Annotated in this window: 3 protein-coding genes; 2 read left to right on the top strand and 1 reads right to left on the bottom strand. The window is 73.3% G+C overall.

The annotated features are described in order from the left end of the window. Positions 1–6: 6 nt before the first annotated feature. Both J1792_RS27360 and J1792_RS27355 read left to right on the top strand, forming a co-directional pair. Positions 7–23,307 (top strand): type I polyketide synthase, encoded by a 23,301-nt coding sequence (locus tag J1792_RS27360; protein ID WP_207248403.1) that lies wholly within the window; start codon positions 7–9, stop codon positions 23,305–23,307. Then, positions 23,235–23,690 carry an acyl carrier protein gene (locus tag J1792_RS27355; protein ID WP_207248402.1) on the top strand — a complete coding sequence of 152 codons (456 nt, stop codon included), beginning with the start codon at positions 23,235–23,237 and terminating at the stop codon, positions 23,688–23,690. The genes J1792_RS27360 and J1792_RS27355 overlap by 73 nt, the downstream gene beginning before the upstream one ends. On the opposite strand, the gene J1792_RS27350 is transcribed toward J1792_RS27355, so the two are convergent. Then, positions 23,662–23,853 carry a hypothetical protein gene (locus tag J1792_RS27350; RefSeq protein WP_207248401.1) on the bottom strand — a complete coding sequence of 64 codons (192 nt, stop codon included), beginning with the start codon at positions 23,851–23,853 and terminating at the stop codon, positions 23,662–23,664. The genes J1792_RS27355 and J1792_RS27350 overlap by 29 nt on opposite strands. Positions 23,854–23,913: the final 60 nt, after the last annotated feature.

The following is a 23,913-nucleotide window of genomic DNA, read 5'->3' as shown; positions in this document are numbered from 1 at the left end:
TGAACAATGGCTAATCGCGAGGAAAAAGTCGTAGCGGCGCTGCGGGCGGCGCTCAAGGAGACCGAGAGGCTGCGCGAGCAGAACCGGGACCTCCTGGAGGCCAGCCGGGAGCCCATCGCCATCGTCGGCATGAGCTGCCGCTTGCCGGGCGGGGTCCGCTCGCCGGAGGACCTGTGGGAACTGGTCGCCTCCGGCGGCGACGGGGTGGGCGACTTCCCCACCGACCGCGGCTGGGACCTGTCCGACCCGGACGTCCCGTACGTGCGCCAGGGCGGATTCGTGGACGACGCGACCACCTTCGACGCAGGCCTGTTCGGGATATCGCCGCGCGAGGCGATGGCCATGGACCCGCAGCAGCGGCTCGTCATGGAGGCGAGCTGGGAGGCGTTCGAGCGGGCCGGGCTGCCGCCGGAGCAACTGCAGGACCGCCGCGTCGGTGTCTTCGTCGGCGCGTCCAACTCGGGTTACGGGGCGGGCGCCGTCGAGCTGCCCGAGGAGATCGCGGGCCATGCCCTGACCGGCACCGCGAACAGTGTGATCTCCGGCCGGGTCGCGTACGCCTTCGGCCTCGAGGGCCCTGCGGTCACCGTCGACACCGCCTGCTCGTCCTCTTTGGTGGCCCTGCACCTCGCGGTGCAGGCGCTGCGCAACGGCGATTGCTCCCTCGCCCTCGTCGGCGGTGTGGCCGTGATGCCCACCCCGGCCACCTTCGCGGAATTCAGCAAGCAGGACGGACTTTCCGCGTCCGGCCGCTGCAAGTCCTACGCGGCCGGCGCCGACGGGACCGGCTGGGGCGAGGGTGTCGGCGTGCTGCTCGTGGAGCGGCTGTCGGACGCTCGTCGCAACGGCCATCAGGTGCTCGCGGTCGTGCGGGGTTCGGCCGTCAACCAGGACGGCGCGTCCAACGGGCTCACCGCCCCCAACGGACCCTCCCAGCGCCGCGTCATCCGCCAGGCCCTCGCCAACGCCAAGCTCACCCCAGCCGACGTGGACGTGGTCGAGGGCCACGGCACGGGCACGAAGCTCGGCGACCCGATCGAGGCGCAGGCGCTGCTCACCACGTACGGCAAGGGCCGCCCCGCCGAAACACCCTTGTGGCTGGGCTCGTTGAAGTCCAACATCGGCCACACCCAGGCCGCTTCCGGTGTCGCGGGCGTGATCAAGATGGTCATGGCGATGCGGCACGGCGTCCTGCCCAAGACGCTGCACGTGGACGCCCCGACCCCGCACGTCGACTGGAGCCGGGGCGCGGTCGAGCTGCTCTCCGAGGCCCGCGACTGGCCGGAGCCCGGACGGCCCCGCCGGGCGGGGGTGTCCTCGTTCGGAGTGAGCGGCACCAATGCGCACATCATCGTGGAACAGGCTCCGTCGGAGCGGGTGCCGTCCGCAGACAACGCGGACAGCGCGGAGCCCGCCGAGGCGACGACCGTACGGAGACCCGGCGTCCTCCCGTGGATACTGTCCGGCCGTACGCGGGAAGCGCTGGCCGCCCAGGCGGCCCGCCTGCTCACCCACCTCACCGGTACCACAGGCATCACCGGCTTCGACCCGGCGGACATCGCGACCTCGCTCGTCACCACCCGCACCACCCTTGACCACCGGGCCGTGGTGATCGGTGCGGATACGGCGGAGTTCGTCCGTGGGCTGACGGAGCTGGCCGAGGGCCGGGACGCGGACGAAGTGGTGCGCCGCAGTGCGTCGGGGCCGGGACAGGACGGAGCGGTCTTCGTCTTCCCGGGGCAGGGGTCGCAGTGGGTGGGCATGGCGGTCGGGTTGCTGGAGTCCTCGCCGGTGTTCGCGTGGTGGATCGAGGAGTGCGAGCGTGCTCTGTCGGGGTTCGTGGACTGGTCGCTGACCGATGTTCTGCGGGCTGAGGCGGGGGTGGGCTGGTTCGAGCGGGTGGATGTCGTTCAGCCGGTGTTGTGGGCGGTGATGGTGGCGCTGGCGGAGACCTGGCGTGCGGCGGGAGTCGCTCCGGCCGCTGTTGTCGGGCATTCGCAGGGTGAGATAGCGGCTGCGGTCGTTGCGGGTGGCCTGTCCGTTCAGGACGGTGCCCGGGTGGTGGCCCTGCGTAGTCGGGCCATCGCGGAGGTGTTGGCGGGGCAGGGTGGCATGGTCTCTCTCGCTCTCTCCTGTTCGGATGCCGAGGAGTTGATCGCGTCCTGGGGTGGTGAAATCTCGGTCGCGGCGGTCAATGGCCCCACCGCTACGGTGGTCTCCGGCAGTGCGGGTGCTCTGGAACACCTCCTGGCCTCTTGTGAGCAGGGTGGGATCCGGGCTCGTCGCATTCCGGTCGATTACGCTTCCCATTCCCACCACGTCGAGCAGATCGAACAGCGACTGCTGACCGATCTGGCCCCGCTCGCTCCTCGGCCCACCGACACCCCCTACTACTCGGCGGTCACCGCCGAACCGCTCGACACCAGCGCCCTCGACGCCCGCTACTGGTATGAGAATCTGCGTCGCACCGTGCGCTTCGAGGACACCGCTCGCGCTCTTCTCGAGGCGGGGCTGACCACCTTCATCGAGGTCAGCGCCCACCCCGTCCTGACCATGGGTCTCGAGGAGGTCGTCGACGACACCGGGCACCCCACCACCGTCCTGGCCACCTTGCGCCGTGACCACGGCGATCAGCGGCAGTGGCTCACCGCCCTCGCCCAGGCCCACGTCCACGGGGTACGGGTGGACTGGCGCGCCGTGCTCGCCCCGTACGGCGGCCGGACCGTCGGCCTGCCCACCTACGCCTTCCAGCGGCAGCGCTTCTGGCCCGAGGCGGGCGTCCCGGCGGCGCCCCGGGCCGCAGCGCCCGTCGACCCGGCCGAGGCGAAGTTCTGGGCCGCCGTCGAATCGGAGGACGTGGAGGCGGTGGCGGCCACCCTCGGCCTGGGCGCCGGCACCGGCGCCGGCGCCGGAGCCGACGAAGGTGCGGACAGCGGGCTCGGCACCCTGCTGCCCGCACTGTCCGCGTGGCGGCGGGGCCGCCGTGAGCAGTCCGTCATGGACTCCTGGCGCTACCGGGTGCACTGGTGCCCCGTCACCGGACAGGGCACCGCCCGCCTCTCGGGCCGCTGGCTCCTCGTACTGCCCCCGGACGGCTCCGCTCCCGCGCACCTGACTGCCGCGCTGCGCCGGCACGGCGCCGATGTCGTGGAGGTACGGCCCGCCGCCACCGGCCTGGACCGGGCGTCCCTGGTCGACCTCGTCCGTACGGCGATGGAGCCGGCCGGCGACGAGTTCGGCGGCGTGCTGTCCTTGCTGGCCACCGACGAAACCGAGCTGGCGCCGGACGTCCCGGCGGGCGCGGCATCGACCCTCGCCCTGCTGCAGGCGCTCGGTGACCTCGGCGTGGAGGCCCCGCTGTGGTGCGCCACCCGCGGCGCCGTCTCCGTCGGCCGTTCCGACCCGGCACCCCGCCCCGTGCAGGCCGCCGTGTGGGGGGTCGGCCGGGTGGCCGCACTCGAACTGCCGGGCCGCTGGGGCGGGTTGGTGGACCTTCCCGAATCCCTCCAGACCCTCGACGGCGACGGCCCCGACGCCCGCGCGGCGGCCCGCCTGGCCGCCGTGCTCACCGGCGACGAGGACCAGGTCGCCGTGCGCGGCTCCGGCATTTTCGCCCGCCGGCTCGTACGAGCCGCCCCGGCCCTGCCCACGGGCGCCGGCCGCGAGCCGTCCATCACCGGCTGGGAACCGCGCGGCACCGTCCTGATCACCGGCGGCACCGGCGCCCTCGGCGCCGAAGTGGCCCGCTGGCTGGCGGGACGCGGCGCCGAGCACCTCGTCCTGACCAGCCGCGGCGGCCCGGACGCACCCGGCGCGTACGAACTCGTCGAAGAAATCAGGGCGCTGGGAGCCGAGGCGACGGTCGTCGCCTGCGACGTCGCCGACCGCGACGCGCTCACCGCCGTGCTCCGCGACCACCCGGTCACCGCCGTCGTGCACGCCGCGGGCATCGTCCGTACGGTGCCCGTGACCGAAGCCGGACCGGCGGACCTCGCGGAGGAGTTCCGCGCCAAGGTCACCGGCGCCGCCCACCTCCACGAACTGCTCGCGGACACCCCGCTCGACGCGTTCGTCCTCTTCTCCTCCATCGCCGCCGTCTGGGGCAGCGGCCACCAATCCGTCTACGCGGGCGCCAACGCCTACCTCGACGCGCTCGCCGAACAGCGCCGCGCCGCAGGGCTCCCCGCCACCTCGGTGGCCTGGGGCGCCTGGGCCGAAGGCGGCATGGCCACCCGCGACGGCGCCATGGACACCCTGCGCCGACGCGGCCTCGCCCCGATGCCGCACGAACTGTGCCTCGCCGCGCTCGCCACCGCCGTCGACCAGGACGAGACCTGTCTCACCGTGGCCGACGTCGACTGGGTACGGTTCGCCGAGACGTTCACCGCCACCCGCCCCAGCCCCCTCATCGGCGAGCTGCCCGAGGTCCGCGAGGCGCTGCGCCCGGAGGCGGCCACCGCACCGGAACAGGCCACGGACCGAACCCCGGCCCTGCCCACGCTGCTCGACGGTGTCGCGGAGCACGAGCACGCCCACGTACTCCTGGAACTGGTGCGCGCCGAGACGGCCTCCGTGCTCGGCTACCAGGACCTGGCGGCCGTCGAGGCGGAGCGCTCGTTCAAGGACCTCGGCATCGACTCGCTCACGGCGGTCGGCGTCCGCAACCGGCTGGCCCGGGCCACCGGACTGAGCCTGCCCGTCACCCTGCTCTTCGACCAGCCCAACCCGCGCGCCGTCAGCCGCTTCCTGTCCGACCGCCTCGCCGGTACGGACAGTGGCGCGGCCGCTGGCGCCTGCGCCGCCATCGCCCAGGACGACGATCCCATAGCGATCGTGTCGATGAGCTGCCGCTTCCCCGGAGACGTGCGCTCACCCGAGCAGCTGTGGAACCTGGTCGCCGCCGGCACCGACGCCCTGTCCGACTTCCCCGCCGACCGCGGCTGGGACCTGGACGACGCCGACGTGACGTTCGCGCGCAAGGGCGGATTCGTCTACGACGCCACCGAGTTCGACCCCGACCTCTTCGGCATCTCCCCGCGCGAGAGCGTCGCGATGGACCCTCAGCAGCGCCTCCTCCTCGAAGCGTCCTGGGAGCTGTTCGAACGCGCGGGCATCAACCCGCACGGGCTGCGAGGCATCCCCGCAGGCGTCTTCGTCGGAGCCTCCGCGTCCGGATACGGGGCGGGCATCCCGGTGCCGGAGGAGGTCACCGGCCACGCCCTCGCGGGCACCGCCAACAGCGTGATCTCCGGCCGGGTCGCGTACACCTTCGGCCTCGAGGGCCCGGCGGTCACCGTCGACACCGCCTGCTCCTCCTCCCTGGTGGCCCTGCACCTCGCCACGCAGGCGCTGCGCAACGGCGAGTGCTCCATGGCACTGGCCGGCGGTGTCGCCGTGATGGCCACGCCGGGCGCCTTCACCGAGTTCAGCCGGCAGGGCGGGCTCGCGGGCGACGGCCGCTGCAAGCCGTTCGCCGCCGCCGCCGACGGCACAGGCTGGGGCGAGGGCGTCGGCCTGCTGCTCTTGGAGCGGCTGTCGGACGCCCGCCGCAACGGTCACCAGGTTCTTGCCGTGGTACGGGGCTCCGCCGTCAACCAGGACGGTGCCTCCAACGGGCTCACCGCTCCGAACGGCCCCTCCCAGCAGCGCGTCATCCGCCAGGCCCTCGCCAACTCCGGACTCGTGGCGTCCGACGTGGACGTGGTCGAGGCGCACGGCACCGGCACGACGCTGGGCGACCCGATCGAGGCACAGGCGCTCCTCGCCACGTACGGCCGCGAGCGGGACGCGGACCGGCCCCTTTGGCTGGGCTCGCTGAAGTCCAACATTGGGCACACCCAGGCCGCTTCGGGTGTCGCGGGCGTCATCAAGATGGTCATGGCCATGCGCCACGGCGTCCTGCCCAAGACCCTGCACATCGACCGGCCGACCCCGCACGTCGACTGGACGGAGGGCGCGGTCGAGCTTCTCACCGAGGATCGGCCGTGGCCCGGAACGGACGGCCCGCGCCGGGCCGGAGTGTCATCGTTCGGCGTGAGCGGCACCAACGTCCACGCCATCATCGAGTCGATTGTCGACGAGCCGTCCGCCCCGGCCCCGGCCGAGGCGGAACCCGCCTCCGTCTCCCCGGCCGTCGTGCCGTGGCTGCTGTCCGGCCGTTCCGACGAGGCGCTCACCGCCCAGGCGGAGACGCTGCTTGCCCTGATCGACGCCGACCCCGCACCGCACCCCGCCGACATCGGCCGCTCCCTCGTCCTCGGCCGGGCCACCCTCGACCACCGGGCCGTCGTGCTCGGCGCCGACCGCGACACCCTGCGCCAGGGACTGGCAGCCCTGGCGGCGGGCGGCCGGTCCGCGCCGAACGCCGTCACCGGTTCCGGGGACGGCGGCCGACTGGCGTTCCTGTTCCCGGGGCAGGGCGCGCAGCGCGCCGGGATGGGCCGCGGGTTGTACGCGGCGTTCCCGGTGTTCGCGGATGCGCTGGACGAGGTGTGCGCGCGGATGGACGGCTCCCTGGACCGTCCGTTGCGTGAAGTCCTTTTCGGCGACGGTGGGGTGATCGACCAAACCGTCTACGCGCAGCCGGCGCTCTTCGCTCTCGAAGTCGCCCTGTTCCGGTTGCTGGAGTCGTGGGGCGTCAAGCCCGACTACCTTCTCGGGCATTCGATCGGTGAGTTGGCTGCCGCGCATGTGGCGGGTGTGTTGTCGTTGGATGACGCGTGCACGCTGGTGGCGGCGCGCGGTCGGCTGATGCAGGCGTTGCCTGCCGGTGGGGCGATGCTGGCGGTCGAGGGGGGCGAGTCCGAGATCGCGGAGGCGCTGGCCTCGTATGAGAACCGTGTCGGCATCGCCGCGATCAACGGGCCCACCTCCGTGGTCATCTCCGGTGACGCCGATGTTGTCGCGGAGCTGGAGGCGATGTGGCGTGAGGCGGGTCGTCGGGTCAAGCGGCTGACGGTCTCGCATGCTTTCCACTCGCCGCGTATGGACGCGATGCTCGACGAGTTCGCCGACGTGGCAGGTGGGCTGAGCTTCCATGCCCCGCAGTTGCCGATCGTCTCCAACGTCACCGGCGAGCTCGCCGACCCGGAGGAGATCCGGACCCCGGGATACTGGGTCCGCCACGTTCGCGAAGCCGTCCGCTTCGCCGACGGGGTCACCACCCTCCACCACAAGGGCGTCACCACGCTCATCGAGCTGGGCCCCGACGGTGTCCTCACCGCCATGGCCCAGCAGAGCGTCGACGGCGCGCTCGCGGTCCCCGCCCTGCGCGGCGACCGCGACGATGCCGAGGCGCTGCTCACCGCCCTGTCCCGGGCACACGTCCACGGCACGGCCGTCGACTGGGCCGCGTTCTTCGCCCCGTACGGCGCACGGACCGTCGACCTGCCCACGTACGCCTTCCAACGCCGCCGCTTCTGGCCCGAGACCCGGCACTTCACCGGAGACCTGGCCGCCGTGGGCCTCGGCTCCGCCGGCCATCCGCTGCTCGGTGCCGCGCTCCCGCTGCCCGGCGGCGAGGGCGTCGTCCTCACCGGGCGGTTGTCCGCCACCGCACAGCCCTGGCTGGCCGAACACGTCGTCCTCGACAGCATCGTCTTCCCCGGCACCGGCTTCGTCGAGCTCGCGCTGCGCGCGGGCAAGCAGATCAAATGCCCCACCCTCGAAGAACTCACTCTCGAGGCCCCCCTGGTGCTGCCCGCCCAGGGCGCCGTCCAGATCCAGGTCAGCGTGCTCACCGTCGCCGGAGAGCGGCAGATCGAGATCTACTCGCGCCCGGACGCCCCCGACGGCACCGCCGAGTGGACCCGGCACGCCACCGGCGTCCTCGCCCCCGCCGGCTACGACACGGCGCCGCCCGCCCGCCTGGAGTGGCCGCCGTCCGGCACCCGCGAGGCCGACCTGACGGGGATGTACGAGACCCTCTCCGACGCGGGACTCGCGTACGGCCCCGTGTTCCGCGGCATCCGGACCGTCCGCGTCCCGGACACCGGCCACGAGGTGTACGCGGAGGTGGCCCTGCCCGAGCAGGCGCACGCGGACGCCGCCGCGTTCGGCGTTCATCCGGCGCTGCTCGACGCCGTGCTCCAGACGATCGGCCCCGGCGGCCTGATCGAGGACCCCTCGAACGTCCACCTGCCCTTCGCCTGGCAGGGAGTCTCCCTGCACGCCGTCGGCGCCTCCGTGCTGCGGGCGCGCCTGACCCCCACCGGACCCGACACGGTCTGCGTGGAGGTGTACGACACCACGGGCGAGCCCGTCGCCGCGATCCGGTCACTCGTCCTGCGCCAGGTCTCCCGGGAGCAGATCCGACACGCCGCGGAAACCGGTCGCGACGACTCGCTGTTCGCGGTGAGCTGGACCCCGGCACCGACCGCCGAGCGCCGCCCCGCCCCGCTGCCGCTGTCGGCGCCGGGGGACTGGGACGCCCTCGCGGAGCCCGGGCAGCCCGTGCCCGACGTCGTGGCGGTACGCATGCCGGAGGGCGACCTGCACGGGACCGCCCACGAGCTCCTCGCCCTGGTCCGCTCCTGGCTGGACGACGAGCGGTTCGCGTCCGCCACGCTCGCGGTGGTCTCGCGGGGCGCGGTGTCCGTCGACGGCGAGGACATCGACCTCGCCGCGGCCGCCGCCTGGGGACTCGTCCGTTCCGCGCAGTCGGAACAGCCAGGCCGCCTGGTCCTGGCCGACCTGGACGACACCGACGCCTCGGCGGACGCCCTCGCTGACGTGATGGGCCTGGACGAGCCGCAGGTGGCCGTCCGGGACGGCAAGGTCTTCGTACCGCGCCTGACCCGCGCCTCGGCCCTGCGCCCCGCAGCGGACGACAAGCCCGGCCCCCGGGCCCCGCACCCCCTCGGCACCGTCCTCGTCACCGGCGGCACCGGCGCCCTCGGCAGCCTGCTCGCCCGGCACCTGGTGAACGCGTACGGCATCCGCCACCTCGTCCTCACCAGCCGCAGGGGCCCCGACGCTCCGGGCGCCTGCGAACTTCTCGCCGAGCTCCGGGACCTGGGGGCCGAGGCGACGGCGGTGGCCTGCGACGTGTCGGACCGCGCCGCCCTCGCCGCCGTCATCGCGGCGATCCCGGACGCGCATCCGCTGACCGGAGTCGTGCACACCGCCGGCGTCATCGACGACGGCGTGATCGGGGCGATGACGCCGGAACGCCTCGACGCCGTACTCGCCCCGAAGGCGGACGCGGCGCTGCACCTGCACGAACTGACCGCGGGCCTCGACCTGGCGATGTTCGTGATGTACTCCTCCGCGTCCGCGACGTTCGGCACCCCGGGACAGGCCAACTACGCGGCGGCGAACGCCGCCCTGGACGCGCTGGCCCGTCGGCGACGGACGGCCGGGCTGCCCGGCGTCTCGCTCGGCTGGGGCATGTGGGCCCAGGCCGGCACGCTGAGCGTCGGCCTCGGTGAGGTGGACCGGGCTCGCATCGGATGGGCGGGCACCGGCATGTCCGACGAGGAGGGCCTGGCCCTGTTCGACCGCGCGGTCGCCCACGGCCTGCCGCACCTCCTCCCGATGAAGCTCGACCTCGCCGCACTGCGCGAGGAGACGGCCGGGCAACAGCCCGTACCGGCACTGCTGCGCGCACTCGTGAGCCCGCGCGCCCGGCGCGCGCTCGCCGCCGCCGACGCCACCTCGCTCACCGGGCGCCTCGAGGGCCTGTCCCCGACGGAGCGGAAGCAGCAGCTGACCGCCCTGGTGCTGGCCGAAGTGGCCGCCGTACTGGGCCACGCCTCGGCCTCCGCCGTCGAACCCGGGCGGGCCTTCAAGGAGCTGGGCTTCGACTCGCTCACCTCCGTCGAACTCCGCAACCGCATCAACGCCGCGACCGGCCTGCGCCTGCCCGCCACCCTCGTCTTCGACCACCCCAGCCCCACCGCGCTCGCGGAGCGCCTGCACGAAGACCTCGCGGGCGCCCCCGCACCCGTGGCCGTACGCTCCCAGGCCGCCCCCCGAAGTGGCGCGAAGGCCGACGACCCGATCGTCATCGTCGGCATGAGCTGCCGGTTCCCCGGCGGAGCCAGCTCCCCCGAAGGCCTGTGGCGGCTCGTGGAGTCCGGCACTGACGCCATCTCCGCCTTCCCCACCGACCGCGGCTGGGACCTCGACGCGCTCCACCACCCCGATCCGCAGGCCCCGGGCAGCAGTGCGGCGCGCGAGGGCGGCTTCGTCTACGACGCCGACGAGTTCGACGCGGGCCTCTTCGGGATCTCGCCGCGCGAGGCCCTCGCCATGGACCCGCAGCAGCGGTTGCTCATGGAGAGCGCATGGGAGGCCCTGGAGGGTGCCGGAATCGCCCCGATGTCCCTGCGCGGCGAGCAGGTCGGCGTGTTCATGGGCGTGGCCAGCTCGCTGTACGGGCTCGGCGGCCCGCTCCCGCCGGAGGTCGAGGGCCTGTCCCTGACCGGTACGTCGACCAGCGTGGCGTCGGGTCGGATCGCGTACACCTTCGGGCTGGAGGGCCCGGCGATGACGGTCGACACCGCGTGCTCGTCCTCCCTGGTCGCCCTGCACCTCGCTGTGCAGGCGCTGCGCTCCGGTGAGTGCGACATGGCTCTCGCCGGTGGTGCCACGGTCATGGCGACGCCGGGTATCTTCACCGAGTTCAGCCGGCAGAACGGTGTCGCGGCGAACGGCCGCTGCAAGTCCTTCTCGGCCGACGCCGACGGCACCGGCTGGGCCGAAGGCGCGGGCGTCCTCATTGTGGAGCGTCTTTCCGAGGCCCGGCGCCGCGGACACGAAGTGCTGGCGGTCGTGCGGGGTTCGGCCGTCAACCAGGACGGCGCGTCCAACGGGCTGACGGCCCCCAACGGTCCGTCCCAGCAGCGTGTCATCCGTCAGGCCCTGGAGAACGCCGGGCTTACCACGGCCGACGTCGACGCCGTCGAGGCGCACGGCACCGGAACCGCGCTCGGTGACCCGATCGAGGCACAGGCGCTCCTCGCCACCTACGGCCAGGACCGGACCGAGGGCAACCCCCTGTGGCTCGGCTCGATCAAGTCCAACATCGGGCACGCGCAGCCCGCCGCCGGTGTGGCGGGCGTGGTCAAGATGGTCATGGCGATGCGGCACGGCGTCCTGCCCAGGACCCTGCACGTAGACCAGCCGTCGCCGCACGTCGACTGGGCCGACGGCGCGGTCGAACTGCTCACCGAGAACCGCCCGTGGGAGACCGACGGCCGCCCGCGCCGGGCAGGTGTGTCGTCGTTCGGCGTCAGTGGCACCAACGCCCACATCATCCTGGAGAGCGCTCCCGAAGAAGAGCCCGCCGCCGACCGAGACCCGGCACGCACGGCCCCGGCGCACCTGCCGTGGCTGCTCTCCGCCAAGACCGAGACCGCCCTGCGCGCTCAGGCCGAGCGCCTGGCCTCGTTCCTCGACGGAGCCGACGACTACGCCGCCGTCGATATCGGCACGTCCCTGTCGTGCGGTCGAACCCCGCTGGAACACCGAGCAGTCGTCGTCGGCTCCGGCCACGACACCTACCTGTCGGGGCTCACCGACCTCGCTCACGGGCGACCGGGCACGCACACGGTGCGAGGCACCGCCGAGCAGGGCCGGACCGCGTTCCTCTTCACGGGGCAAGGCGCGCAGCGCGCCGGGATGGGACGCGAGCTGTACGAGACCTTCCCCGCCTTCGCGGAGGCGCTGGACTCCATCGCGGAGCGGCTGGATGCCCGGCTGGACCGGCCGATCCGCGAAGTCCTCTTCGGCGAGGGGGACGCGATCGATCAGACCGTGTACACGCAGGCGGCGCTCTTTGCGCTGGAGGTTTCCCTGTTCCGGTTGATGGAGTCGTGGGGCATGCGCCCCGACTTCCTTCTCGGGCATTCGATCGGTGAGTTGGCTGCCGCGCATGTGGCGGGTGTGTTGTCGTTGGACGACGCGTGCACGCTGGTGGCGGCTCGTGGCCGGCTGATGCAGGCGCTGCCGCCCGGTGGGGCGATGCTCGCGGTCGAGGGGGACGAGTCCGAGGTCGCGGAGGTTCTGGCCTCGTATGAGAACCGTGTCGGCATCGCGGCGGTCAACGGGCCCACCTCGGTGGTGGTGTCCGGGGACGCGGATGCTGTCGCGGAGCTGGAGGCTGTGTGGCGTGAGGCGGGTCGTCGGGTCAAGCGGCTGACGGTCTCGCATGCTTTCCACTCGCCGCGTATGGACGCGATGCTCGACGAGTTCGCCGACGTGGCAGGGAAGCTGGCCTTCCGCGCCCCGCGGATCCCCCTCGTCTCCAACGTCACCGGCGAGCTCGCCGACCCCGACGAGATCCGGACTCCCGAATACTGGGTCCGCCACGTCCGCGAGGCCGTCCGCTTCGCCGACGGAGTGCGGTACCTGCGTGCCGAGGGAGTCACTCGCTTCCTGGAGCTCGGCCCCGACGCCGTACTGGCCACCATGGCCCAGCGGGGCCTGGACGAGATCGGGTCCGACGACGAGTTCGTGACCCGTGTCGCGGTCGCGGCACTGCGCGCGGGCCGCGACGAGACGCAGTCGCTCCTGCTCGCGGTCGCTGCCGTATATGTGCACGGCGCGGACGTGCACTGGGCGGAGGTGTACGGGCCCTGGGGCGGCCGGAAGACCGTCCTGCCGACGTACGCGTTCCAGCGGGAGCGCTACTGGCTGTCGCCGGAGCAGCCGGCGGCGGGCGAGCAGAGGACGTCGGACCCGGCCGAGGAACGGTTCTGGTCGGCGGTCGACAGCGGGAACCTCGAAGAGGTCTCGCACACCCTGGAGCTGGCGACCGGCGACGGGGCGAGCGACGGGCTCGGCAGTGTGCTGCCCGCGCTGACGGCCTGGCGCCGAAAGCGTAAGGACCGCACCACGGTGGACAGCTGGCGCTACCAGGTCGCCTGGCAGCCGCTGCCCGCGAGGGCCGGCGGCACGCTGGAGGGCCGCTGGCTGTTGATCACGCCGGGCGACGGGACCGACGAGGCGCTGGCGCGCGCGCTGCGCGACGGCGGCGCGACCGCCGTGGTCGAGCTGACGGTCACCGCGGAGCAGGCGGCCGACCGGTCCGCACTCGCTGAACTCCTTGACGGAGTCGATGAGGTGTCCGGTGCCGTCCTGGCGCCGCGCGCGGACGGTGCCGCCTGGACGGCGGCCCTGGTTCCGGCACTCGCCGCCGCCACCGACGGAGTCCCCCTCTGGTGCGTGACCCGGGGCGCGGTCTCCGTCGGCCGCTCGGACCGGCTGACGGACCCGGCACGGGCGCAGGTCTGGGGCGTTGGCCGGGTGGCCGCGCTGGAGTACCCGCACCTGTGGGGTGGTCTGATCGACCTGCCCGACGAGGACGGGCTCGACGACCGGGCCGCCGCCCGGCTGGTGACGGTCCTCGCGGACCGCACCGAGGGTGCCGAGGACCAGGTGGCGGTCCGTGGTTCCGGTGTCTTCGGGCGTCGGCTGCGGCCGGCGGTTCCGGTCGTGTCGGGTGCGGGGGATGCCTGGGTGCCTTCAGGTCCGGTGTTGATCACTGGTGGTACGGGTGGGCTTGGTGGGGAGGTTGCTCGTTGGCTGGCCGGTCGGGGCGCGCGGCGTCTGGTGCTTGCCAGTCGTCGTGGTCCGGATGCTCCCGGCGTGGCCGAGCTGGTCGCGGAGTTGGCCGAGTCGGGTACGGAGGCCGTGGTGGTCGCTTGTGACGTCTCCGACCGGGAAGCGCTCGCGGTCGTCCTCGCACAGCACCCGGTCACCGCCGTCGTCCACGCGGCCGGCACGGACCGCTCGGCACGGCTGGACGCACTCGACCGGGCCGAACTGGCCGACGTGCTCAGCGCGAAGGCGAACGGCGCGCAGTACTTGGACGAGCTGCTCGCGGACACCCCGCTGGAACGGTTCGTGATGTTCTCCTCGATCTCCGGAACCTGGGGCAGCGCGGGACAGGCCGCGTACTCGGCGGCCAACGCCCACCTGGACGCCCTGGCCGAGCACCGCAGGCAGCGCGGAGCCGCCGCCACTGCGGTGGCCTTCGGCCCGTGGGCCTCGGGCGGCATGGCGGCGGCCGGGGAAACCGACGCGTACCTGCGCCGCATCGGCCTGCGGACACTGGCACCGGAACTGGCGCTCGCCGCCCTCGGCGAAGCCCTCGACGGCGCACCGGCCACCACGGTCACCGTGGCCGACGTCGACTGGGCGCGCTTCGCCCCGGCTTTCACCGCCACCCGCCCCAGCCCGCTGCTCGCGGACGTGCCGGAAGCCCGGGACGTCCTGTCCGACCGTACGAACGGCAGGGACGGCGACACGGACGGCCATGCCTCGGCAGCGGGCGACGCCCGCGCGCGGTGGGCCGGCCGGCTCGCGGCGCTGCCCGCGGGCCAGCGCCCGCACACCGTCCTCGACCTGGTTCGCACGCAGGTCGCGAGCGTGCTCGGGTACGCGGACCCGGCCGCCGTCGAGAGCGGCCGCGCCTTCACCGACCTCGGCTTCGACTCGCTCACGGCGGTGGAACTGCGCAACCGGCTCAGCGAGGCCACCGGACTGCGCCTGCCCGGCACCCTGGTCTTCGACCACCCGACCGCGGCGGCCCTCAGCCGGCACCTGCTCGCGCGGCTCGGCCCGGCGGAGGACTCCGCCCGCCCGGGCGCGGGCCTCGCGGGCCGCCCCGTTGCCACCGACGACCCGATCGTGATCGTCGGCATGAGCTGCCGCTACCCGGGAGGCGCGGCCTCGCCCGAAGCCCTCTGGGACCTGGTCGCCTCCGGCAGGGACGGCATCTCGGCATTCCCCACCGACCGGGGCTGGGACCTGTCCGCCACGGACGCGTCGTACACCCGGGCGGGCGGCTTCCTGCCGGACGCCACCGAGTTCGACGCCGCTCTCTTCGGGATCTCGCCCCGCGAGGCCCTGGGAATGGATCCGCAGCAGCGCCTCCTCCTCGAAGCGTCGTGGGAGTTGCTGGAGCGGGCCGGAATCAGCCCGTACGCGCTGCGCGGCAGCCGCACCGGCGTCTTCGTCGGCGCGTCGAACTCCTTCTACGGTGCGGACGCCGACCCGGACTCCGACGAGCTGACCGGCCACTTCCTGACCGGCACCGCCAACAGCGTGATGTCCGGCCGTATCTCCTACACCCTCGGCCTCGAGGGGCCTGCGGTCACCGTGGACACCGCGTGCTCGTCGTCGCTGGTCGCCCTGCACTGGGCCGTCCAGGCGCTGCGCTCCGGCGAGTGCGACATGGCGCTCGCGGGAGGTGTGACGGTGATGCCGTCGCCCGGCATCTTCGCGGAGTTCGACCGGCAGGGCGGGCTGGCTTCCGACGGCCGCTGCAAGGCGTTCTCGGATGCCGCCGACGGCACCGGCTGGTCCGAAGGCGTCGGCATGCTCCTTGTGGAGCGCCTGTCGGACGCGCGCCGCAACGGTCACCAGGTGCTGGCGGTCGTGCGGGGTTCGGCCGTCAACCAGGACGGCGCGTCCAACGGGCTGACGGCTCCCAACGGTCCGTCCCAGCAGCGTGTCATCCGTCAGGCCCTGGAGAACGCCGGGCTTACCACGGCCGACGTCGACGCGGTGGAGGCGCACGGCACCGGAACCGCGCTCGGTGACCCGATCGAGGCACAGGCCCTTCTCGCCACCTACGGCCAGGAGCGGGAGGTGGACCGCCCGCTGTGGATCGGCTCGCTGAAGTCCAATATCGGGCACACCCAGGCCGCTTCGGGTGTCGCGGGCGTCATCAAGATGGTGCAGGCGATGTACCACGGAGTGCTCCCCAAGACGCTGCACGTGGACGAGCCGTCGTCGCACGTGGACTGGTCGGCGGGTGCGGTCGAGCTGCTGACCGAGGCCCGGGACTGGCCAGGGTCCGACCGCCCGCGCCGCGCGGGCGTGTCGTCCTTCGGCGTCAGCGGTACGAACGCCCACCTCATCATCGAGGCGCCGCCCGCCCACGACGCGGCGGAGACCGTCGTGCGCGAGGCCGCCCCGCCGGTGCTGCCCTGGCCGCTCTCGGCCCGCGGTGACGAGGCGCTGCGCGCCCAGGCGGCCCGGCTGCGGACCTTCGCGGAGGCCGATGGCGCCCCCGCCGCCCGCGACATCGGCTGGTCCCTCGCCACCACGCGCGCCGGCCTCGAACACCGGGCCGTGGTGCTCGGCCGCGACCGGACCGCACTGGCCGACGCGCTCGCCGCCGTGGCCGACGGGCACCCGGCACCCGGAGCGATCCGGGGGAGCGTACGGGACGGCAGGCTGGCGTTCCTGTTCTCCGGGCAGGGATCGCAGCGGGCCGGGGCCGGCCGGGAGCTGTACGAGACGTTCCCGGTGTTCGCGGATGCGCTGGACGCGGTGTGCGCGCGGATGGACGGCTCCCTGGACCGTCCGTTGCGTGATGCGGTCTTCGGTGACGGGGACGCGATCGATCAGACCGTTTACACGCAGGCGGCGCTGTTCGCGCTGGAAGTGGCGCTGTTCCGGCTCCTCGAGTCGTGGGGTGTCACGCCCGACCATCTCCTCGGGCATTCGATTGGTGAGTTGGCTGCCGCGCATGTGGCGGGTGTGTTGTCGTTGGATGACGCGTGCGTGTTGGTGGCGGCGCGGGGTCGGTTGATGCAGGCGTTGCCGTCCGGTGGGGCGATGCTTGCTGTCGAGGGTGTGGAGTCCGAGGTCGCGGAGGTTCTGGCCTCGTATGAGAACCGTGTCGGCATCGCGGCGGTCAACGGGCCTACCTCGGTGGTGGTGTCCGGTGACGCGGATGCGGTCGCGGAGCTGGAGGCTGTGTGGCGTGAGGCGGGTCGTCGGGTCAAGCGGCTGACGGTCTCGCATGCTTTCCACTCGCCGCGTATGGACGCGATGCTCGACGAGTTCGCCGACGTGGCAGGTGGGCTGAGCTTCCATGCCCCGCGGATCCCCCTCGTCTCCAACGTCACCGGCGAGCTCGCCGACCCGGAGGAGATCCGGACCCCGGGATACTGGGTGCGGCACGTCCGCGAGGCCGTCCGCTTCGCCGACGGGGTCACCACCCTTCGATCGCAGGGCGTCACCACGCTCATCGAGCTGGGCCCCGACGGTGTCCTCACCGCCATGGCCCAGCAGAGCATCGACGCCGCCGCCGTGCCGGTGCTGCGCTCCGGCCGCGACGAGACCGAGTCGGTCCTCACCGCGTTGGCGCACGCGTACACGCAAGGCGTGTCCGTCGACTGGGCGGCCGTGCTCGGCGGCGGACGCCGGGTGGACCTTCCGGTCTACCCGTTCCAGCGCAAGCGCTACTGGCCGACCCCGGCCACCACCCCGCGCGGTGACGCGTCCGGGGTGGACGGCTGGTGCTACCAGGAAGCCTGGCAGCCGCTGACCGTCCCCTCGGGCCGCTCGGGCGGGGACCTCTCGGGCACATGGCTGCTGGCAGTGCGGGACGGCACGCCCGACGCGGACGTGGTCTCCGCGCTGCGCAAGGGCGGTGCGCACGTCGTCGAACTGGAGACCGCCGGACTCGACCGGGGCACCCTCGCCGCGCGGCTGCGTGAGGTGGCCGGAGCCGTGGAGGCCAGTGGCCTGCGTGGCGTCGTACACCTTTCCTCTCCCGATGAAGAGCCGGCACAGAGCGCTCTCTCCGGGACCGTTCTGCTGCTCCAGGCCCTGGCCGACGCCGCGATCGACGCGCCCCTGTGGCGGGCGACCCGGGGCGCGGTCTCGGTACTGCCGGCGGACGGCCCGGCCGATCCGGGCCAGGCTGCCGCATGGGGCCTCGGCCGGGTGGCGGCGCTGGAGGCGCCGGACTTGTGGGGCGGACTCGTCGACCTCCCCGAGGAGCTGGACGAACGGGCGGGCGCACGGCTGGCACAGGTGCTGGCCGGACGATCCGGCGAGGACCAGGTGGCGGTCCGTGGTTCCGGTGTCTTCGGGCGTCGGCTGCGGCCGGCGGTTCCGGTCGTGTCGGGTGCGGGGGATGCCTGGGTGCCTTCAGGTCCGGTGTTGATCACTGGTGGTACGGGTGGGCTTGGTGGGGAGGTTGCTCGTTGGCTGGCCGGTCGGGGCGCGCGGCGTCTGGTGCTTGCCAGTCGTCGTGGTCCGGATGCTCCCGGCGTGGCCGAGCTGGTCGCGGAGTTGGCCGAGTCGGGTACGGAGGCCGTGGTGGTCGCTTGTGACGTCTCCGACCGGGAAGCGCTCGCGGTCGTCCTCGCACAGCACCCGGTCACCGCCGTCGTCCACGCGGCCGGGGTGATCGAGGACGGCGTACTGGACTCGATGGGCCCGGAGCAACTGGACTCGGTGTGGCGGGCCAAGGCGCTCGCCGCCGATCACCTGGACGAACTGACCGCCGGCTTGGACCTGTCCCTCTTCCTCTCGTTCACCTCGCTCGCCGGGGTGCTCGGCAGCACCGGGCAGGCCAACTACGCCGCCGCGAACGCCTACGTGGACGCCCTGATGGAGCGGCGCCGGGCCCGTGGACTGGCCGGTACCTCCGTCGCGTGGGGCATCTGGGACCGGTCCGGCATGGGCACGGACGGCCGGGTCGCCGCACGCATGGCCCGGGTCGGCGTACCGGCGATGGCCCCGGAGAGGGCACTCGAAGCCCTGGCCCGGGTGCTGGACGGCGGTGCCGTGCGCACCCTGGTGGCGGACGTGGCCTGGCCGCGTTTCGCGGCGGGCTTCACGGCGGTACGGCCGAGTCCGCTGATCGCGGAACTCGCCGCGATCGGTACCGAAGTCCGGCAGGCGACGACGCGGCAGACGGCTGCCGAGGCCCGCAGGGCCGAACTGCTCACGCGCCTCGCCCAAGAGGACGGGGCCGGGGGTGAACGGCTGCTGCTGGAACTCGTGTGCGGGCAAGCCGCATTGGTGCTCGGACACGCGCGGGCGGGCGAGCTGGACCCCGAGCGTGCCTTCCGCGAACTGGGCTTCGACTCGCTGACGGCGGTCGAGCTGCGGAACCTGCTGGGCGCCTCGACCGGACTGACTCTCCCCGCCGGGCTGGTCTTCGACTACCCGACCCCGGCCGCACTCGCCCGCCACCTGCTGGCGGAGCTGGCGGACACCGCTCGCCGGCCGGAAGCAGCCCTCCTCCCCGCAGCAGCCGCCCCTTCCGCCGCCTCCGCCGACGAACCCGTCGCGATCGTCGCGATGAGCTGCCGCTTCCCGGGCGGGGTCTCCTCCCCCGAGCAGCTCTGGCACCTGATCGAGTCGGGCACCGACGCCGTGTCGGCGTTCCCGACCGACCGTGGCTGGGACCTCGGCACCCTCTTCAGCCCCGATCCCGACCGGACGGGCACGACCTACGCCCGCGAAGGCGGCTTCCTTGACGACGTGGGCAGCTTCGACGCCGCACTGTTCGGGATCTCGCCGCGCGAGGCCCTCGCCATGGACCCGCAGCAGCGGCTCCTCCTGGAAACGGCGTGGGAGGCCTTCGAACGCGCCGGAATCGACCCGCGGTCGCTCAAGGGCAGCGACACCGGGGTCTTCGCCGGAACCAACGGCCAGGACTACCTCGGCCTGCTCCTGGCGGGCGAACCCGATCTCGAGGGACATCTCGGCACCGGCAGCGCGGCCAGCGTCCTGTCCGGCCGGCTGGCGTACTCCTTCGGCCTGGAGGGCCCGGCGGTCACCGTCGACACGGCCTGCTCCTCCTCCCTGGTCGCCCTGCACCTCGCGGTGCAGGCACTGCGGAACGGCGAATGCTCGCTGGCTCTGGCCGGCGGCGCGACGGTGATGTCGACGCCGAGCGCCTTCGTCGAGTTCGGCAAGCAGCGCGGGCTGGCCGCGGACGGGCGATGCAAGGCGTTCTCCGCCGATGCCGACGGCACCGGCTGGGGCGAGGGCGTGGGCATGCTGCTCGTGGAGCGCCTGTCCGACGCGGTACGCAACGGCCACCGGGTTCTCGCGGTCGTACGGGGCTCCGCCGTCAACCAGGACGGCGCGTCGAACGGGCTGACCGCCCCCAACGGTCCCTCCCAGCAGCGCGTCATCCGCCGCGCCCTGTCCGGTGCCGGGCTGGCCCCGTCCGATGTGGACGTGGTCGAGGCGCACGGCACGGGTACGAAGCTGGGCGACCCGATCGAGGCGCAGGCGCTGCTCGCCACGTACGGTCAGGACCGCCCGGCCGACCGGCCGCTGTGGCTCGGCTCGGTCAAGTCCAACATCGGGCACACCCAGGCCGCCGCCGGTGTCGCGGGCATCATCAAGATGGTCATGGCCATGCGCCACGGCGTTCTGCCCCGCACCCTGCACGCCGACGAACCGGCACCGCACATCGGCTGGTCGACCGGCGCACTCGGGCTGCTGACCGAGAACCGCCCCTGGGAGACCGACGGGCGACCGCGCCGGGCAGGCATCTCGGGGTTCGGCGTGAGCGGCACCAACGCTCACACGGTCATCGAGGAGTACGTCGCGGACGTGGAGCACGTGGACCAGGGCACGACCGCCCGGCCCGCGGCGCCCGCCGCGTCCGCACCGCGCCCGTTCCTGCTGTCCGCGCACTCCCCGGCCTCCCTGCGGGCCCAGGCCGAGCGGTTGCTGACGGCACTCGGCGCGGACGAGTCCGTACGCGACGACGACCTGGCACCCGCCCTGGCCGCGTCCCGCGCCACGCTCAACCACCGGGCCGTCGTCCTCGCCGCCGACCGACCCGCACTGCTGGCCGGCCTGGCAGCGGTGGCCGCCGACGAGGACGCGCCAGACGTGGTCCGGGGCCGACGCGAGCGCGGGCGGCTCGCCTTCCTGCTCTCCGGACAGGGGTCGCAGCGGCCCGGGGCGGGCAAGGAGCTGTACGCGTCCTTCCCGGTGTTCGCGGACGCGCTGGACGAGGTGTGCGCACGGATGGACGGTTCCTTGGACCGCCCGCTGCGTGAGGTCCTCTTCGGCGAAGGGGAGATGCTCGACCAGACCCGCTACACCCAAGCAGCGCTGTTCGCCCTCGAAGTCGCCCTCTTCCGGTTGCTGGAGTCGTGGGGCGTCACGCCCGACTACCTGCTCGGGCACTCCATAGGAGAGCTGGCCGCCGCCCACGTCGCCGGCGTTCTCTCGTTGGGCGACGCGTGCACGCTGGTCGCCGCCCGCGGCCGCCTGATGCAGGCGCTGCCGACCGGTGGCGCGATGCTGGCCGTCGAGGGCGACGAGTCCGACATCGCCGAAGCCCTCGCCCCGTACCGGACGAAGGCCGGCATCGCGGCCGTCAACGGTCCGGCCTCCCTGGTGATCTCGGGCGACGCGGACGTCGTCGCGGAGCTGGCGGCGCGGTGGCGGGAGGAGGGCCGGCGGGTCAAGCGGCTCACCGTCTCGCACGCCTTCCACTCGCCCCGCATGGATGCCATGCTCGAGGAATTCGGGGCCCTAGCAGAGACGTTGACCTTCCGGGTCCCCCGCATTCCGATCGTCTCCAACGTCACCGGCAAGCCGGCCGACCCGGACGAAATCCGTACGCCCGGCTACTGGGTGCGCCACGTGCGCGAGGCCGTACGGTTCGCCGACGGCATCACCACCCTCCAGGAGGCCGGCGTCACCACGCTCCTGGAACTGGGCCCCGACGGTGTCCTCACCGCCATGGCCCGCGAGAGCACCGACGCCACCGCGATCCCCGTCCTGCGCAAGGGCCGGGACGAGGCCGGCACCCTGCTGCGGGCACTCGCCGAACTCCACGTCCACGGAGGGGCGGTCGACTGGCGTCCCCTCGTCGGTGACCGGGCCGCCTCTCACGTGGAGCTGCCGACGTACGCCTTCGACCGGACGCGCTTCTGGCCGCAGGCGCCCGCCGCGCAGCAGACCGGACCGGCCGAGGACGGCTGGCGCTACCAGGTGTCGTGGCAACGATTCGACTCCCCGTCCGCCGCTCTCGACGGCACCTGGCTCGCTCTCCTGCCGGCCGGCCACGAGGAGGACCCGACGGTCGTTTCGACCCTGGCGGCACTCCGCTCCCAGGGGGCGGTACCGACCGCGCTGGCGGTCGACACCACCACCCCGGAATCAGCGCGGGACCTGCTGGCGCAGGCGGGCCCGGCGGCAGGCGTGGTGTCCCTCCTCGCCCTGGACGAGCGGCCGCATCCCGTGCATCCGCACCTGACCCGCGGCCTCGCCGCGACCGTCGAACTGACGCGGTCCCTCGAAGAGCTGGAGCCGGACGCACGGCTGTGGTGCCTGACCCGGGGAGCCGTCACGGCCACCGGGTCGGACGCTCCGCCCAGCGACGCCCAGGCCCAGGCATGGGCACTCGGCCGGGTCGCCGCGCTCGAAGCACCCCACCGCTGGGGCGGACTCGTCGACCTGCCGCCGACATGGGACGAGCGCACCGAACAGGCACTCGCCCAGGTCCTCGCCACCACCGGCGGCGAGGACCAGGTGGCCCTCCGGGCCACAGGGGCACTCGCCCGCCGTCTGACCCCCGCACCGGCCCCGGCCGCTCCCGCTTCCCGCTGGGAGCCGTCCGGTACCGTGCTGATCACCGGCGGCACCGGGGCGCTGGGCGCGGAGGTCGCACGCTGGCTCGCCGCGCACGGCGCGGCCCACCTCGTCCTCGCCGGACGGCGCGGCGCCGACGCGCCCGGAGTCACCGAACTGATCGCGGAGCTGGCCGAGTCGGGCGCCACGGCCACCGCCGTCGCCTGCGACGTGAGCGACCGACGGTCCCTGGCCGCCGCCCTCGCGTCCCTTCCCGTCGACCGGCCCCTCACCGCAGTGGTGCACGCCGCAGGAGTGTCCTCGGCGGCGCCACTGGGCGAAACCGGCACCGACCAACTGGCGGAGGCGACCCGGGCGAAGGTGCTCGGTGCTCACCACCTCGACGAACTGCTCGGTGACACCCCCCTGGACGCCTTCGTCCTCTTCTCCTCGATCGCCGGAGTATGGGGAAGCGGCGGCCAGGCCGCGTACGCGGCGGGCAACGCGGCCCTGGACGCGCTTGCCGAACAGCGGCGCGCCCGCGGCCTGGCGGCCACGTCGATCGCCTGGGGCCCGTGGGCCGGTGCGGGCATGGTGGCCGACGGTGACAGCGCGGAGTACCTGGCCCGCCGAGGCCTGCACGCCCTGCACCCCGAGCGGGCGGTCGAGGCCCTCGCCCGGGCCGTCGCCGGAAGCGCCCCCTGCACCACGGTGGCGGACGTCGACTGGAACCGCTTCGTGGACGCCTTCACCGTCACCCGCCCCAGCCCCCTGCTGGCGGGCCTGGTGCGGCAGGCGGTACCGGAGCGGGACCCGGCGACCCCGGGACACACCCCGCCCAGCCCCACCCCCTGCGGGAAAGGCTCGCCACCCTCACTCCGGAAGGGCAGGAGGAGACTCTCTCCGCTCTGGTGGCCACCGCCGTCGGTGAAGTGCTCCGGCACACCCCGGCCGACACGGTCGAACCGGAACAGGCGTTCAAGGAGCTCGGCTTCGACTCGCTGACCGCCGTCGAGTTCCGCGACCGCCTGACCGGGGCGACCGGACTCTCCCTCCCCGCGACGCTCGTGTTCGACCACCCCACACCGCTGGACGTCACCCGCCATCTCATGGAGGAGCTGGCCCCCCGCACCCGAACCGGAGTCGGCGGCCTGCTGTCCGAACTCGACGCGCTGGAATCCGAGTTCGCCCACAACGCCCCCGACGGGCTGACCCGCGCCCGGGTCGCCGTCCGGCTCCAGGCCTTCCTGTCCAAGTGGACGAGTGGCGCGCAGGGGGCGGGGGGAGAGGAGGAATCCCCTGTCGACGAGGCCTTCGAGGACGCCTTCGACGAGGCCACGGACGACGAGATGATCCAGCTCATCCAGCGCGAACTGGGGCTTTCCTGAGACGCCCGCCGATGTTCTCGCCCACATCCACGATGAACGGACAGTCGGGCAACTCCATGTCGTAGCAGCCTTCATTGAATATCTCGTCGTACATGGAGCGTGTTTCCATCAGGCTGTGGGAGTGGACCTGAAGGTCATCGGTGAGTTCAATGAGCTTGGCCACGGGTACTCCTCTTGGTAATTCGAGACGTTACCTCCGAGGGCGGCAGCCTCAGCACCTCCT

Origin of the sequence: Streptomyces triculaminicus (assembly GCF_017349075.1) — a bacterium.
Classification (GTDB): Bacteria; Actinomycetota; Actinomycetes; order Streptomycetales; family Streptomycetaceae; genus Streptomyces; species Streptomyces triculaminicus.
The sequence above is the reverse complement of the archived record's forward strand: the minus strand, read 5'-3'. Positions and strand labels throughout refer to the sequence as shown.